At 37.4% G+C, this 14654-nt stretch carries 10 protein-coding genes, 17 tRNA genes, 1 rRNA gene and 1 riboswitch; of the genes, 2 read left to right on the top strand and 26 right to left on the bottom strand.

Annotation, left to right across the window (positions count from 1 at the left end):
• Positions 1–6: 6 nt before the first annotated feature.
• Positions 7–2550, bottom strand: coding sequence for a LuxR C-terminal-related transcriptional regulator (locus VK91_RS06810; protein ID WP_048391927.1), 2544 nt, complete (start codon positions 2548–2550; stop codon positions 7–9).
• A 222-nt stretch (positions 2551–2772) separates the two neighbouring features.
• Between VK91_RS06810 and VK91_RS06815 the strand changes: the two genes are divergently transcribed.
• A complete protein-coding gene (locus tag VK91_RS06815; RefSeq protein ID WP_048391928.1) occupies positions 2773–4038 on the top strand; it encodes an Nramp family divalent metal transporter in 1266 nt (421 codons plus the stop codon).
• Between the two features lie 47 nt (positions 4039–4085).
• Here the strand turns inward: VK91_RS06815 and VK91_RS06820 are convergent, their stop codons facing one another.
• The 5 genes from VK91_RS06820 to VK91_RS06840 all read right to left on the bottom strand — a co-directional run bounded on the left by VK91_RS06820 (position 4086) and on the right by VK91_RS06840 (position 9070).
• Complete coding sequence (locus VK91_RS06820) at positions 4086–4775, bottom strand: ABC transporter permease (protein WP_048391929.1); 690 nt, start codon at positions 4773–4775, stop codon at positions 4086–4088.
• On the bottom strand, positions 4768–5691 hold the full coding sequence (locus VK91_RS06825) for an ABC transporter ATP-binding protein (protein ID WP_048391930.1): 924 nt from the start codon (positions 5689–5691) through the stop codon (positions 4768–4770). The genes VK91_RS06820 and VK91_RS06825 overlap by 8 nt, the downstream gene beginning before the upstream one ends.
• A 130-nt stretch (positions 5692–5821) precedes the next feature.
• Positions 5822–6757, bottom strand: a complete 936-nt coding sequence (locus VK91_RS06830) for a sensor histidine kinase KdpD (protein WP_048391931.1) — start codon at positions 6755–6757, stop codon at positions 5822–5824.
• 6 nt (positions 6758–6763) lie between these two features.
• Entirely contained in the window at positions 6764–7456 is a 693-nt protein-coding gene (locus tag VK91_RS06835; RefSeq protein WP_048391932.1) for a response regulator transcription factor, read from the bottom strand.
• A 150-nt stretch (positions 7457–7606) separates the two neighbouring features.
• A complete protein-coding gene (locus VK91_RS06840) occupies positions 7607–9070 on the bottom strand; it encodes an amino acid permease (RefSeq protein WP_048391933.1) in 1464 nt (487 codons plus the stop codon).
• 81 nt (positions 9071–9151) lie between these two features.
• Positions 9152–9328, bottom strand: a riboswitch (Lysine riboswitch).
• 178 nt (positions 9329–9506) lie between these two features.
• On the opposite strand from VK91_RS06840, the gene VK91_RS06845 reads away from it, so the two are divergent.
• Positions 9507–10715 (top strand): MFS transporter, encoded by a 1209-nt coding sequence (locus VK91_RS06845; RefSeq protein ID WP_048391934.1) that lies wholly within the window; start codon positions 9507–9509, stop codon positions 10713–10715.
• Positions 10716–10782: 67 nt separating this feature from the next.
• On the opposite strand, the gene VK91_RS06850 is transcribed toward VK91_RS06845, so the two are convergent.
• The 20 genes from VK91_RS06850 to rrf all read right to left on the bottom strand — a co-directional run bounded on the left by VK91_RS06850 (position 10783) and on the right by rrf (position 14587).
• Positions 10783–11313: a hypothetical protein gene (locus VK91_RS06850; RefSeq protein ID WP_048391935.1), complete on the bottom strand. Its 531-nt coding sequence runs from the start codon at positions 11311–11313 to the stop codon at positions 10783–10785.
• A gap of 49 nt (positions 11314–11362) precedes the next feature.
• The gene (locus VK91_RS06855; protein ID WP_048391936.1) at positions 11363–12409 is read right to left on the bottom strand and encodes a nitric oxide synthase oxygenase; all 1047 of its coding nucleotides are present in this window, start codon (positions 12407–12409) and stop codon (positions 11363–11365) included.
• A gap of 569 nt (positions 12410–12978) precedes the next feature.
• A tRNA-Glu gene (locus VK91_RS06860) sits at positions 12979–13050 on the bottom strand.
• A 1-nt stretch (position 13051) separates the two neighbouring features.
• Positions 13052–13128: transfer RNA gene (locus tag VK91_RS06865), tRNA-Asn, on the bottom strand.
• A gap of 6 nt (positions 13129–13134) precedes the next feature.
• Positions 13135–13208 (bottom strand) — tRNA-Ile (locus tag VK91_RS06870).
• Between the two features lie 4 nt (positions 13209–13212).
• Positions 13213–13286: transfer RNA gene (locus tag VK91_RS06875), tRNA-Gly, on the bottom strand.
• 5 nt (positions 13287–13291) lie between these two features.
• Positions 13292–13367: transfer RNA gene (locus tag VK91_RS06880), tRNA-Phe, on the bottom strand.
• A 6-nt stretch (positions 13368–13373) separates the two neighbouring features.
• Positions 13374–13466, bottom strand: a tRNA-Ser gene (locus VK91_RS06885).
• 13 nt (positions 13467–13479) lie between these two features.
• Positions 13480–13555 (bottom strand) — tRNA-Ala (locus tag VK91_RS06890).
• 15 nt (positions 13556–13570) lie between these two features.
• Positions 13571–13647 (bottom strand) — tRNA-Pro (locus tag VK91_RS06895).
• Between the two features lie 15 nt (positions 13648–13662).
• Positions 13663–13739, bottom strand: a tRNA-Arg gene (locus VK91_RS06900).
• 18 nt (positions 13740–13757) lie between these two features.
• Positions 13758–13830, bottom strand: a tRNA-Lys gene (locus VK91_RS06905).
• A gap of 13 nt (positions 13831–13843) precedes the next feature.
• Positions 13844–13918, bottom strand: a tRNA-Gln gene (locus VK91_RS06910).
• A gap of 9 nt (positions 13919–13927) precedes the next feature.
• Positions 13928–14003, bottom strand: a tRNA-His gene (locus VK91_RS06915).
• Between the two features lie 48 nt (positions 14004–14051).
• A tRNA-Trp gene (locus VK91_RS06920) sits at positions 14052–14125 on the bottom strand.
• A 4-nt stretch (positions 14126–14129) separates the two neighbouring features.
• A tRNA-Tyr gene (locus VK91_RS06925) sits at positions 14130–14213 on the bottom strand.
• A 7-nt stretch (positions 14214–14220) separates the two neighbouring features.
• Positions 14221–14296 (bottom strand) — tRNA-Thr (locus tag VK91_RS06930).
• 8 nt (positions 14297–14304) lie between these two features.
• Positions 14305–14380: transfer RNA gene (locus VK91_RS06935), tRNA-Asp, on the bottom strand.
• 4 nt (positions 14381–14384) lie between these two features.
• Positions 14385–14460, bottom strand: a tRNA-Val gene (locus VK91_RS06940).
• 11 nt (positions 14461–14471) lie between these two features.
• Positions 14472–14587 (bottom strand): 5S ribosomal RNA (gene rrf / locus VK91_RS06945).
• Between the last annotated feature and the right edge of the window lie 67 nt (positions 14588–14654).

The raw sequence follows: 14654 nt of genomic DNA on the forward strand, positions 1-14654 counted from the left end.
ACAACTTTAAAAGCCTAGCCATTCTTTTGCCCATAAAATGGCCTTCGTGCGAGATTTCACACTTATTTTACTGTAGATTCCTGTTAAATATATACGAATTGTTCCCTCTGTCAGCTGCAATTGTTGTGCAATCTCCTTATTAGAAGCACCTTCTGCGAGTAATTGCAGAACATCTTTTTCTCTTGCAGTAAAGTTAGTGAAAAACTCATCTTCTGTGCTGTCATTTAGTAATAGTTTATTTACATAGGCTAACGGCACTGACTTAAATGTATCTCCCTTATTATGCTGACGTAGACGCCAGTATTTATTAAGTAATGGCCAGATAGAATCCTCCTCTATAAATGTACGGTAATACCCATAGGACACTCCATGTTCAAGAGCATCATGTAATACTGTTAAAGCGAAATCCTCTTTACCAAGTGAAAAATGACAAATGGCTTCTAGCAAGCCCGCTTCAATAAGCGTAACGATTTGCTTTTCCTGAGTTGCTCCTTCTTTTAAACGAATAGCAATTTGCAATGCTTCCTCCAGTTGATTTTTAGCATATAGAATTTTACCTTGAACTAATAAATAAAATGGATTTTTTGATGCAATTCTATAATTGATAAAATCCGTCACTCTAAAAAATTCCTGTTGTGCATATGAAATATTTCCTTCCAATAAATAAGATTGTGCTTTCATAATATAGAGCATACCTATCCAATAAGGTTTATCGGTTTCCTTCATAGCTTCAAGCAATAACAGATGTGCTTCTTCGAATTGTTTTTTAGTCATATAAATACGAGCCTTTAATAAGTACATTGGTATAAATAATCCTGGATCTTGAAAATGTAAACCATATTGTAAACCGATTTCTAACTCTTTACTTGCTCTATCTAAATCATTTATTTCATACAAAATTTCAGCTAGTAATCCATAGGTAACGCCTGTAATATTTCGCTCCCTTATTTCACTTTCATTCAACACTTGAATCAGTTCATCCATTTTTACTACTGGTAAGAATTTTCCTTTTGCACCTACAAAAGTACATAAAATTCTAGGCTCAAATTGATTATATTTTAAAGAAATATGATATAAAGATGACTTATTCTTTCTTACATTTACGCGTGTTTGTAAACCTACTTTTGCCTTTTCAATGTCTCCATCTTCCATATAACCTATATAAGCCTGTATAATTTCAAAGATTTTTGATACAGCAATGAACTGAAAACCCTCCATCCATTTCCATTTATTTTGTTTAAATAGTAGTTCCTCTATGATTTTATTCGCCTGATCAATTTCATGGGTTGAAAACAGAGTAGTAATATATAAGACAAGCATATTAATATCTACTGGAAACTGAGCATTCCTTAATTTCTGTATCCACTGCCCGAATAATAGAGTATGTCCCTCGGCAAATATTTCGACTAAATATTTTTGAATCCATTCATGTGCAAGCTTGTATAATTCGCCATTTAAAGCAAGCTCAATTGCCGCTACATAGTCTTCTCTTTGGCATAAATTAGTGGCTGCTTCGTAATAAATAGAGGTAATCATTTCATAGGAATATTGCCTTTGAAATTCTACCTGTAGGGCATGCCTAAATAAAGTTTGGTAACGATAAACGGGTGGATGAGTTTGTACTTGTTCGATAAACAAACAATTTTTCTCCAGCTCTGAGAATGTAGTTAAACTATCTAATCCGTTCGTGATGGATCCACAAACACTCGGATCTAAGTAGTTTAAAATGGAAGTTCTTAGTAGAAAATCTTGCAATTCTTGAGGTAATATTAAAAGAATTTCTTGCATGAAGTACTCATGTATATATGAACTAGCTTTGGCTAAAATTTCTTCACTACTAAGATTACCTATCATTCCACCTGTTGATAGCTTTATCAGTTGGATACCTGCTATCCAGCCCCCTGTAGTCTTTAATAAAGGCTTCAGCGCATCCTTCTGTTCATCATTAGTAACAGAATTAAAGAAAGATTGTAGCTCTTCTAAATCAAAACATAATTGACCCGTCCCGACTTCTAGTATCCAACCTTTTACACGCCATTTTGCTAGTGGAAGTTCTAAATTAGTTCGTGTAGTTATATAGATCCGTGCATTGGCTGGTAAATATTCAATAAGTCGATTGATAATTTGATGAATTTGAGGGTTGTGGATTTCTTGAAAATTATCAAAAACAATATGAATATTTTCTTTATATGTATCCAAATCGTTTAACAGTGTATCTATAATTGTTTCAAAAGGTGGTGTTTCATCTAGTATATTGTTTAACTTTTGTTCTACATTCAATATGCTAAAAGATAATGTATGTATTAAGTACTTTAAAAATCTCACAGGATCATTGTCATTCTGATCGATAGTAAACCATGCTACCGATTCATCAATATGCTTCAACCACAGACTTAAAAGAGTCGTCTTTCCGTATCCTGCGGCTGACCGTATAATGGTTAGTTTCTTCATTCGATTGTTAGATAAAATAGAAAATAATTTCTTCCTCTCTAATACATTTGGCACTGTACGTGGAATTGTTACTTTTGATTTTACCCATACCATATCCATCACCTTGTCTCCCTTCTACATTTCATTAGTTCTATAAATTTCGAATTTTCCCTGCAATTTAATTTTTCTACTCATTCACTTCATCCAAAAGAGCATACTTATTTTAGAAGGATAAAGCAAACTACTTCACTTTTTTTATTCCTAGCGTTAGAATACTAATATCTTATTTTCCTATAGGAAACTTTATTTCACTGATGATACTTTTTGAAACGAGGGAACAATATGGTTTACAAACGAGTCACAAAATCGTCTGCAGAGGCGGTTTTAGATGGAGATATAAAAGGTTGGCGAAGACTCTTGCCATTTTTAGGACCTGCTTTCATTGCAGCAGTTGCCTATATTGATCCTGGCAATTTTGCTACAAATATTACAGCAGGCTCTCAATACGGCTACCTGCTACTTTGGGTTATAGCCTTTTCTAATTTAATGGCCGTGTTAATTCAGTCCCTGTCTGCCAAGCTTGGGATTGCGACAGGAAAAAATTTACCTGAAGTAGCACGCGAGCATTTTTCTAAAAAAACATCTATCTTTTTATGGATACAGGCGGAATTGGTCATCATTGCCACAGACCTCGCGGAATTTATCGGAGCAGCATTAGGGCTTTATTTACTTTTTAATATCCCAATGCTTCCCGCCGCATTGATTACAGCAGTGGGTTCATTCGCTATTTTAGAGTTGCAAAGAAGAGGATTTAGAGCCTTTGAAGCAGGTATTTCTGGAATGGTTTTAATTGTTGTATTGGCATTTGCCTTCCAAACATTTTTAGCGCAGCCAGCATGGGGCGATGTGGCGATTGGCATGTTCACACCACACTTTGAAGGTGTAGATTCACTATTATTAGCAACAGGTATTTTAGGTGCAACCGTTATGCCTCATGCTATTTACTTACATTCTTCTTTAACTCAAAGTCGTATTATTGGTCGAAATGAGGCAGAAAAAAAACGTATTTTCCGTTTTGAATTTATCGATATTATCATCGCTATGATTATTGCTGGTGCCATCAATATGAGCATGCTCATCATTGCCGCAGCCGTATTCCATACCCAAGGTGTTGTAGTTGAAGATTTAGATGTTGCCTATAATGGCTTAAAAGTTGCGCTCGGCCCAATGGCTGCCATTTCCTTTGGTCTTGGTTTACTTATTGCAGGGCTTGCTAGCTCCTCTGTAGGGACTTTATCTGGTGACGTAGTGATGCAAGGCTTCATTCAAAGAAAAATACCTCTTTATTTACGTAGAGCGATTACCATGGTGCCACCACTTGCAATCATTGCCTCTGGTGTGAATGCTACCTATGCTCTCGTTCTTAGTCAAGTTGTTTTATCATTTGGTATTGCCTTTGCACTTGTCCCTCTTGTTATGTTTACAAGTAAACGAGACATTATGGGAAGCCTAGTTAATCACCGTATTACAACTGTTTTAGGTTGGTTTGTCGTAGTCGTTGTTGTTACGTTAAATATTTACTTACTGTGGGAAACAATTTTTGGATAACAAAAAGCCAGGTACTCTATAGCAATGAGCACCTGGTATCTTTTTGATTAAACATCCACCTTTTCGATATTTCTAATGGCTAAATAAGCAATACCAAGACCCACGATTGCTAAAGTAATTGGAATAATAATAATATCGTTTAAAGTAAAGTTACCTGAATTTGACGAAGTTACAGACACAATTATAATAGATGAAATGATAGTTGTCGGTATAGAGTATTTTCTCATCCCGAAATACAATGGGATTAAAGCTATACCTGAGGCAGCAATCGCATTCATCAATACAGAAGGTATTTGCTGGATAATTAAAGAACTAGATAGTACATCAGGAATTAATTCATATCGATCGCTTATGATACAAAAAATGGTTGTAATAAGAGCATTGGAGATAATGATCATACTGAAAGTAAATAGCATGACAATAGCAAGCTTTGCGACCATTAATTTCTTTCTACTTATAGGATACATAAAGGCTAATGTAATGGTTTTAAATTTATATTCTCCGATGATTAACTTAGCTATTAACGTAGAAGCAAAAATCATAAAAACTGCTCTTACAAATGAATCAATAACACTGAATGCAACCTCATAATTTTCAAGCCCTGGGTCTCCTTCCACTTTAGAAATAAATAAAATCATAAACAAAAAACCAAGAATAACAAAATTAGCGATAATGGCTCCTTTAACATATGAACCTAAATGAAATTTTTTCATTTCTAAACGCATTAAATTAAGCATGGACAACACCTCCATTGATTAGCTTTAAGAAATAATCCTCTAATGAACTAGTTTTTTTACTAATCTCTTCAATCTCAACGTCATGTTCAATTAATGCTCTCGATAGGCTTTGTTGGGATACTGTTGAGTCGTATATACGTATAGAGTTATCATCCATCAGTTTAAAATTCGTAATGTTTAATTCGCTTTCAATAATAAACGCTGCCTTTTTCCCATCACTTACGATCACTTCCGTATAATTGACCTGATCACGATTAATAGTATCCATTGCTACCTCAGTGATGAGCCTTCCATTCTTAATAACACCTATTGTATCGACCAATTGTTCTATTTCAGCTAGAATATGACTAGAGATAATAATAGTTATGCCGTACTCCTTACAAAGCATCTTGAAAAGCTCTCTTAACTCCTTTATCCCTACTGGGTCCAATCCATTAATTGGTTCGTCTAATATAAGTAACTCTGGCTTTGTAATAATGGCCCTTGCGATGCCTAATCTTTGCTTCATCCCCAGAGAAAAATCTTTAACCTGCTTTTTCTCTGTATTCGATAACTTTACTAAATTAAGAACATGTGCAATTTCTTTCTTATCATAATAACCCATGTATTCACAATGTAATTCCAGGGTCTCTCTAGCCGTTAATTTTTCATAAAAAATAGGATATTCAATAATTGTCCCCATTCTTTTTAGTATTTCATAGGATTTGTCCGTCAATTTCGCCCCCAAAATTTCTACATCCCCACTTGTAGGCTTCGTAAGATTAGTTAGCATCTTCATAACAGTCGTTTTACCCGCACCATTTGGACCTAAAAATCCATAAATCTCTCCCTTCTTAACGTTCATATTGACAGCAGAAACAACTTCCTTTCCATCGTACACTTTCGTAAGCTGATTTGTTTTTACAATGTATGTCATGTAATTCTCTCCCTCAATTGTGACTAGCTTCATTATAAAAAATGAAACTCTCTATTTTATTACTGCATTCTTACATATTTCTTAAGTAAAAAAGCCTGCAAAGCATTAAAGCTCTACAAGCATAATCGATTTAATACATCATTCGCTTTAACGAAATCGTAAAAATAGTTCTTTCATAGGGAATACTCGATAAACGGATGGAGCCATTCATTATTTCTACTAGTCTCTTTGTAATCGTTAGTCCCAAACCGCTACCTTGGAAAGATTTATTTCGAGAATCCTCAAGTGTATACATTCTTTCAAAAACGCGATCGATATGATATTCATCAATGCCCCTGCCACAATCCCACACATCAATATCAATATTGACTTCATCATTTCTTATGGTAATTCCAATTACATTGCCATCTGCTCCATATGCAATAGCATTAGACAGTAGATTGTTTAACACTCTATTTAATGCTTCTTCATTACCAAGTGCATATATGGAGCTTTCTGGGATATCAATTTTAATATTTAATCCCATTGAAGTAACCAAATCGTAAAAAGACAAAACATTTTTTCGGCATATTTCACTGACATTGATTTTAGTGATTGGATAATCTGTGTCCCCAGCCTCTAATTTTGCCAAGTCAAAAAATGTATGAATAATTTTTAATACTTCTAATGTTTTAGCATGTACACCCTTAAGTAAACGTTGCTGTTCCTCGTCACTAATCCCGTTTTGAAGTTGAAGCATTTCAATATAGCCAAGTACAACGGTTAAAGGCGTTTTAAGATCATGGGAAATATTGGCCAACATCTTTTTCATGGAATTTTCCATTTTACGATGTGTAGCCTGAATTTTTTGATGTTGATCTAGCAAAGTATTCAGTGTAATAAGTAACTGTTGAATTTCTGAATTTGTAGTTGTTACTAGAATCTTTTCATACGTCTGTTCATTCACAATTACGTGTAGTTTTCGATGAATATATTGGATAGCATGTTCTTGTTCCTTCTTGATTTTCCATTGAAAAATAAGAATGCCGATTAGCAATACAATGATTAATAATAATAGAAATATCATATATTCTTACCCTTCAAATTTATAGCCGATTCCCCATAGGGTTTTAATATAGTGAGGATGTGACGGATCATCTTCTATTTTTTCACGGAGTCTTCTGATATGTACATTTATAATATTTTCATCTCCGTAATAGGCATCTTTCCATATCGTCTGATAAATTTGCTCTTTGGTAAAAACTCTGTGACGATTTGTCACAAACAATTTTAAAATGGAAAATTCCTTTGATGTCAGCTTTATGTCTTGTCCGCTCTTTGTTATTGAGAAATTAACGATATCTATCTTTAAATTATCAATTTCGAGGACCTCTTGCTTTTGTTCAGCTTGACTAGAGTATTTCGTAGCTCTTCTGATAACAGCCTTTACACGTGCTGAAAATTCCAGCATAGAAAAGGGTTTAGCAATATAATCATCTGCCCCTAATCCTAAGCCCAATGCTTTATCAACATCACTGTCTTTTGCAGACATAATAATGATAGGAAGTGCTGCCTGCTCTCTAATAATCTTTAATACTTCCAATCCATTTAATTTAGGAATCATAATATCTAAGATGACTAAATCAAAGGTTTTTTGCAAACAATTTTGTAATGCCTCTTCGCCATTAGTCACTGTTGTGACATGGAAACCTTCCATCGTTAAGTAATTAGAAACCATTTCACGAATGGCTTCATCGTCTTCTACAAGTAAAATATGCTTTTGCACTATGATGCACCTCTCCTATCAAAACCCAATTTCCATATGTATATTACATTACCATATTTATGATGTATCATTAGAGATTTGTTTATGAGTGTTGAAAAAAGAGCTGCTCCATAAACCATCACTCTTTGGTTTATAGAACAGCTCTATTATTTAATCTTCAACTTTTAAATCACAATCTTCAAGTGGAAGCATTTTTGTTTTGTGCTTTAATTTATAGCCAAACCATAATGCTAAAAATAATGGAATCCCAATATACGAAACAAGGATACCGTACCAATCAATCTTATCGCCTGTAAAGGCTGTGTAATTTTGTCCAATGACTACGATCATACAAACTGTAAAAGCAAATAATGGTCCAAACGGATATAATTTGGCTTTATAAGGTAATAACTTTGGATCTAAGCCTTGTGCATCAAACGCTCGGCGGAAACGATAATGACTAAACGCTATACCTAGCCATGCAATAAAGCCAGACATTCCAGAAGCATTTAATAGCCAGATATAAACCACTCCATCGCCAAAGAAGGATGCCAAAAATGCTAAACAGCCTACAGCTAATGTTGCCATAAGTGCATAAATCGGAATACCTCTACGACTTAGCTTTGCAAAAAATTTAGGTGCATGTCCATCCACTGCTAATTGCCATAACATACGAGAAGATGCATATAGTCCTGAATTTCCTGCTGACAGCATAGCCGTTAAAATAATGGCATTCATTAATGAAGCAGCAAAGGCAATACCTAGGCGGTCAAACACTAGTGTAAACGGTGATACTGCGATATCTTCTGATAATAAACGTTCGTCTGTAAATGGAATTAACATCCCAATTGCACCAATCGCTAAAATATAAAACAAAAGAATACGCCAAAATACAGATTTAACAGCCTTCGGAATATTTTTACCAGGATCATCTGTTTCACCAGCTGTAATTCCTAGTAATTCTGTTCCTTGGAATGAAAATCCTGCAGCTAGGAAAATACCAAATGTAGCAAGGAAGCCACCATGGAATGGCCCATCACTAACAAAGAAATTAGTGAAACCTACAGGAGCCTGCCCACCTAAAATACCAAAAATCATTAGTAAGCTAATGATAATAAAAACAATAACCGTTGCTACTTTAATCATGGCAAACCAATATTCACTTTCACCATAACTTTTTACGGATAGTAAATTAAACGTCCATACAACAGCAATAAATAATACTGTCCAAAGTGCTGATGAGCTATCTGGGAACCAATATTTCATAATTAATGACACAGCAGCAATTTCGGCAGCAATGGTGATTGCCCAGTTATACCAGTAGTTCCAGCCTAATGCAAAGCCCAAAGCAGGATCTACAAATTTGGTTGCATACGTACTAAATGAACCTGAGGATGGCATATAGGCAGCCATTTCCCCTAAGCTTGTCATTAAAAAATACACCATAATACCAATTAAAGCATAGGCAAGCAATGCTCCTCCAGGACCTGCCTGAGCAATTGCTCCTCCACTGGCTAAAAATAGCCCCGTACCAATTGTACCGCCTAAAGAAATCATTGTAATATGACGGCTTTTTAATTCTTTTTTCAGCTTCGGCGCTTTATGTCCGAGCTGATTTACTTTTATTTCACTCACGATATAGCTTCCTTCCTATTTATGAGGCAAAAAAATGCCATCACATATACACTGTGATGGCTACGTTAATCCTCAGTTTTCCTACATGATAGCTCAACACGTTGTGCAAACGTGACAGTTCTGTTCCTTTCGGAGACAGCCCCAGCATGAGGTTTTCAAGTCCCCTCACACTTCGGCAATATTTCCTTTCAGCTAATTTCATCAATGCTTGTCATTTCAATTAGCATACTTATAAATATCGCGACCTCTACCTCAATACAAACATGAGGCATATAATTATTAAATTTATGATGTTTATTATACTAACATAAGACCATAGACATTTCAATACAACCACAAATGTTCTGTATTTTATGAATCTTCTACTATTTTTAATAGTGTGATAAAGTGTTATAGTAGTTCAATTAGAATGGTTATTATTAGGGGGGATTTTATTTTGACTACAAATGATCATTCCACTAGTTTTCCAAGTAAAAAAATTAGCTGGAAAGGAACAACCTTACTTTTAGTCTTTGGAGTTATCTTTATAGCCTCTACATTACGAATGCCACTAACTGTTGTTGGCCCAATTATATCCTTTATCCGTGAAGATCTTGGAATATCTAATGTTTTGGCAGGCTTTCTAACAACGATACCATTGCTGGCTTTTGCTGTTATATCTCCATTTGCACCAGTTGTAGCACGCAAACTAGGGCTTGAGCTAACATTATTTTTATCAACTTTTCTCTTGGCTTTAGGAATTGTCCTACGTTCACTTGGTACTACAGAATTACTTCTATTGGGTACTGTGTTAATTGGCGTAGCCATTTCTTTTGGAAATGTACTAATTCCAGGATTATTGAAATTGAAATTTCCCTATCATGTGGGTTTATTAATGGCCTTTTTCACCATGTCCATGAATTTTACTGCTGGCCTTGGTGCTGGTATTAGCTATCCGATAGCTAATTCATCGTTAGGCTGGCAAGGTGCACTTTCCATTGCACTCATACTCGTTCTAATTACAATCTTAATTTGGATACCTCAACTAAAATCAAATAAACCGGAACCAGTTACTACATCTAAGAAGACCAGTACACCTTTATGGAAATCACCTGTTACTTGGGCTGTCACAGGGGCAATGGGTTTACAATCTTTATTATTCTACACAACAGCAGCTTGGATACCTGAGATCTATATTGCTCAAGGTTTAGCACCTGATAAAGCTGGCTGGATGTTTTCAATCATGCAATTCTCACAAGTACCAATGGCCTTAGCAGTGCCTATTATTGCTGGTAAAATGACTTCTCAACGCCCACTTGTATTGATGTTTACATCCTTCTATTTAGTAGGCTTTGTTGGGGTTGTCATGGAATGGACAAGTCTTGGGGTACTGTGGATGGTTCTTCTAGGGTTAGCAGGTGGTTCTTCATTCGCCCTAGCAATGATGTTCTTCACTCTCCGGACTCGTACTGCATTTGAAGCAGCAGATTTATCAGGCTTTGCGCAATCTTTGGGTTATTTATTTGCCGCAATTGGTCCTATTCTTTTTGGCTACTTGCATGATTTATTTGGCGGCTGGAATATTGCGGGATGGCTCTTTGTCGTTGTAGCAATGTTACTCTTCTTTTGCTCAATGAGAGCCTCTAAGGATGAATATGTGCATTAAAATTAAATAAAGCAGGTGGATTTGATTCCTCCATCTGCTCTATTTCTATATAGTGTTTACACATTACTTAATTGTCGGGTTGCTGGAGTAATGTTAGCAATTCAGCAAGGCATTCTGATGCTTCATTATTATGAGCTGTTATAGTAGAAAAAATAGGAACAGCCTCTTGTAAAAGCATATAACTATAATAGTAATAGCCTACAAAAGCTTGCTCCTCATAGCCCTTTGGCGTTTCTTTCTCCCACTCCTGCTCATCATTATCCTCATTTTCTATCCACAAATAGTTGACGTCTAATAGCTCCTGCATATTTTTAACAGTATTGACTGGGTCGAGATAATCCTTGGTAATAGCATGTGCCACAGCTAAATATAACTGTACCTCTTGTAAGGAGACAACCTCTAATTTTTTACGAGTAAGCTTTTTTAGCAGGACAAGCAAAACCCATGGTGTCACCTGCCACAGTGTACCTTGATGTTCAATTAATTCAGCTAGTTGTGTGTATTGCTCCTGTTCTATCAGCTTAGGAATGGCTGTACCTCTACCATAAGGTGTCGTCAATTGTCTCCATGGGATATTGGGAATTTGCTGATCTAACATAGTAAGCCCTCTCTCATCAAAAGTATCGAAAGTAAACAATTCTTTTACACTAATAGCATGGTTTTTGATAAAAATAATTTGGTGTATGATAAATATTTACATAGGGTTTATGGAATATATGAGTTGTGGCAGGGGAAAGTGGTGGGATTAACCATGTCCAGTTGCCTGTAACTTCTCTTCCTGTTGATTTTTCTGCCTCCTCAAACAATTTAAACTGCTGAGCTGCTGTATGATGATCAACAATGCTCACACCATCTTCTTTAAATGAGTGAAGAACAGCAATATTAAGTTCTACTAAAGCACGATCACGCCAAAGAGACGATTGTTTGGTTGTATCAAGATTAAAAATCTCTGCAATTGCAGGTAACATATTATAACGATCATGATCTGCTAAATTTCGTGCGCCAATCTCTGTTCCCATATACCAGCCGTTAAATGGAGCTGCTTGAAAATCAATTCCAGCCATTTGAAAACGCATACTCGAAATAATAGGTACGGCATACCACTTCATTCCTAATTTTTCCACATCGTTTGACTCTGGATGACGGATTGAGACCTCTACTATATTTTCTTCAGGAATTACAAACATTTGAGGAGCACGATTATCTACCTGTATAACGAGTGGTAGTACATCAAAATCAGTTCCTTTACCTCTCCATCCTAACGACTCACACACTTTTGTAAATTTAATGGACTGTGAATCTCCAATAATGCCTGCATCTGTTTCATAGCCTGCATAACGAATTAGTTGATGATTCCAAATCCGTACTCTATCTGAAGCAAACACTGTTATAGTTGGACGAATTTTCCCATGATTTGTCGCATAATCAATATGTTCTAGTAATTTTTGAAAAATAGCCTTTTCATCTAAAACATCACGTGCATCTACCACATGCAGTGACTGCCAAAACAGACGTCCAATACACTTATTGCTATTTCGCCATGCCACACGTGCGCCAAAAACTAGCTCCTCTGTTGTTGGGTGATATTTACCTGCATCCTTAACTGCCTGTAATCTATTCTTTAACCAAAGTTCTGATTCATTTTGTTCTGTCTGATATAGACTTAAAAATTGCTGTATCTCCTGTATATTCATATCGATTCCTCCACTTATCCTCATATTAGAGGAACAAAACAACAAGCACCATGAAAATAGTAATTGAAAAAACATACATATTTTATATATGAAATAGTTTGTTCATATTTACTCTATAGACTCTCTTTCTTAAGAGAATGTAAGGGAGAAAGATTTTAATTATTATAAAAAGGCTACAGTAGTCATGTAGCCTTTTTCAGGGGGTTGTAGAACAAAGAAATCAATAGAATTTTTGTAAATGTGAAAAAGCTATACGTTCTGGGCTACTTACTTGCTGCTGTTGCTTCGCTTTCGCATAGAGCAGAACCAGTTTCACAAATTCTCTGGCCAGGATTTCGCCTGTATCGCTATACTAGAGAAGTCAAGCAGCCTTCACAAAAGTATTGACCATGGAAGTGTACGTGGTAAGTGAAACGGCTTATAGGAGCCCATAGTAAGATGCTAGGGGAATTAAATTCAGTCCCTCACCTTGCAAATAGGTCTTTTTCTGCTATTGCATTATCTTTTATCGTTTAAAGAACAGGAGAATAGAAAAAAGCATGTAACACACATCTGTGCTACATGCTTGATGACCCGTACGGGATTCGAACCCGTGTTACCGCCGTGAAAGGGCGGTGTCTTAACCACTTGACCAACGGGCCGTGGCTCCGAAGGCAGGACTCGAACCTGCGACAACCTGATTAACAGTCAGGTGCTACTACCAACTGAGCTACTTCGGAATAATATGGGCCTAAATGGACTCGAACCATCGACCTCACGCTTATCAGGCGTGCGCTCTAACCAGCTGAGCTATAGGCCCATTTTGGAGCGGGTGATGAGAATCGAACTCACGACATCAGCTTGGAAGGCTGAGGTTTTACCATTAAACTACACCCGCAATAATGGTGGGTCAGGACGGAATCGAACCGCCGACACTTAGAGCTTCAATCTAATGCTCTACCAACTGAGCTACTGACCCGAAAAATGGAGGAGGTAGAGGGATTCGAACCCCCGCGCGGTGTTACCCGCCTGTCGGTTTTCAAGACCGATCCCTTCAGCCAGACTTGGGTATACCTCCAAAAATATTACAATGGTGGAGCCTAGCGGGATCGAACCGCTGACCTCCTGCGTGCAAGGCAGGCGCTCTCCCAGCTGAGCTAAGGCCCCATTTATCATGAAAGATGGTCGGAATGACAGGATTCGAACCTACGACCCCTTGGTCCCAAACCAAGTGCTCTACCAAGCTGAGCTACATTCCGTAAACATGATTTTATTGGCGCGCCCGACAGGAGTCGAACCCATAACCTTCTGATCCGTAGTCAGACGCTCTATCCAATTGAGCTACGGGCGCATGTTAATTAAAAAATGATGAGCCATGAAGGACTCGAACCTTCGACCCTCTGATTAAAAGTCAGATGCTCTACCAACTGAGCTAATGGCTCGTGAAATTAAAAATGGCTGGGGTACTAGGATTCGAACCTAGGCATGACGGAATCAAAATCCGTTGCCTTACCGCTTGGCTATACCCCAATTTTAAAATGGGGCGACTGATGGGAATCGAACCCACGAATGTCGGAACCACAATCCGATGCGTTAACCACTTCGCCACAATCGCCACTATATAGATTATATTAGCTGTATTATGAACGAGTACCTCAATACCTGGCAGGGGCAGTAGGAATCGAACCCACACCAAAGGTTTTGGAGACCTCTATTCTACCGTTGAACTATGCCCCTAAAATGGTGGAGGGGGACGGATTCGAACCGCCGAACCCTAAGGAGCGGATTTACAGTCCGCCGCGTTTAGCCACTTCGCTACCCCTCCAAGGGAATGGTGCCGGCGATAGGAGTCGAACCCACGACCTACTGATTACAAGTCAGTTGCTCTACCAACTGAGCTACACCGGCAATAATAATGGCGGTCCCGACCGGGATCGAACCGGCGATCTCCTGCGTGACAGGCAGGCATGTTAACCGCTACACCACGGGACCAAAATGGTGGAGGATGACGGGCTCGAACCGCCGACCCCCTGCTTGTAAGGCAGGTGCTCTCCCAGCTGAGCTAATCCTCCACAAAAAATAAGCGAAGCGACGTCCTACTCTCACAGGGGGAAGCCCCCAACTACCATCGGCGCTAAAGAGCTTAACTTCCGTGTTCGGTATGGGAACGGGTGTGACCTCTTTGCCATCATCACTTCACTTATTCAGCTGAAAGACTTATTCTTTCAAAACTAGATAAACGATACATTGAATGTTTCAAACTTTT

Origin of the sequence: Lysinibacillus sp. LK3 (assembly GCF_001043675.1) — a bacterium.
Taxonomy (GTDB): domain Bacteria; phylum Bacillota; class Bacilli; order Bacillales_A; family Planococcaceae; genus Lysinibacillus; species Lysinibacillus capsici.

What these genes read in the sequence shown, in the direction of transcription:
- VK91_RS06810 (WP_048391927.1), bottom strand. Translation starts at nt 2,550, where the DNA reads ATGGATATGGTATGGGTAAAATCAAAAGTAACAATTCCACGTACAGTG.
- VK91_RS06815 (WP_048391928.1), top strand. Translation starts at nt 2,773, where the DNA reads ATGGTTTACAAACGAGTCACAAAATCGTCTGCAGAGGCGGTTTTAGAT.
- VK91_RS06820 (WP_048391929.1), bottom strand. Translation starts at nt 4,775, where the DNA reads ATGCTTAATTTAATGCGTTTAGAAATGAAAAAATTTCATTTAGGTTCA.
- VK91_RS06825 (WP_048391930.1), bottom strand. Translation starts at nt 5,691, where the DNA reads ATGACATACATTGTAAAAACAAATCAGCTTACGAAAGTGTACGATGGA.
- VK91_RS06830 (WP_048391931.1), bottom strand. Translation starts at nt 6,757, where the DNA reads ATGATATTTCTATTATTATTAATCATTGTATTGCTAATCGGCATTCTT.
- VK91_RS06850 (WP_048391935.1), bottom strand. Translation starts at nt 11,313, where the DNA reads ATGTTAGATCAGCAAATTCCCAATATCCCATGGAGACAATTGACGACA.
- VK91_RS06855 (WP_048391936.1), bottom strand. Translation starts at nt 12,409, where the DNA reads ATGAATATACAGGAGATACAGCAATTTTTAAGTCTATATCAGACAGAA.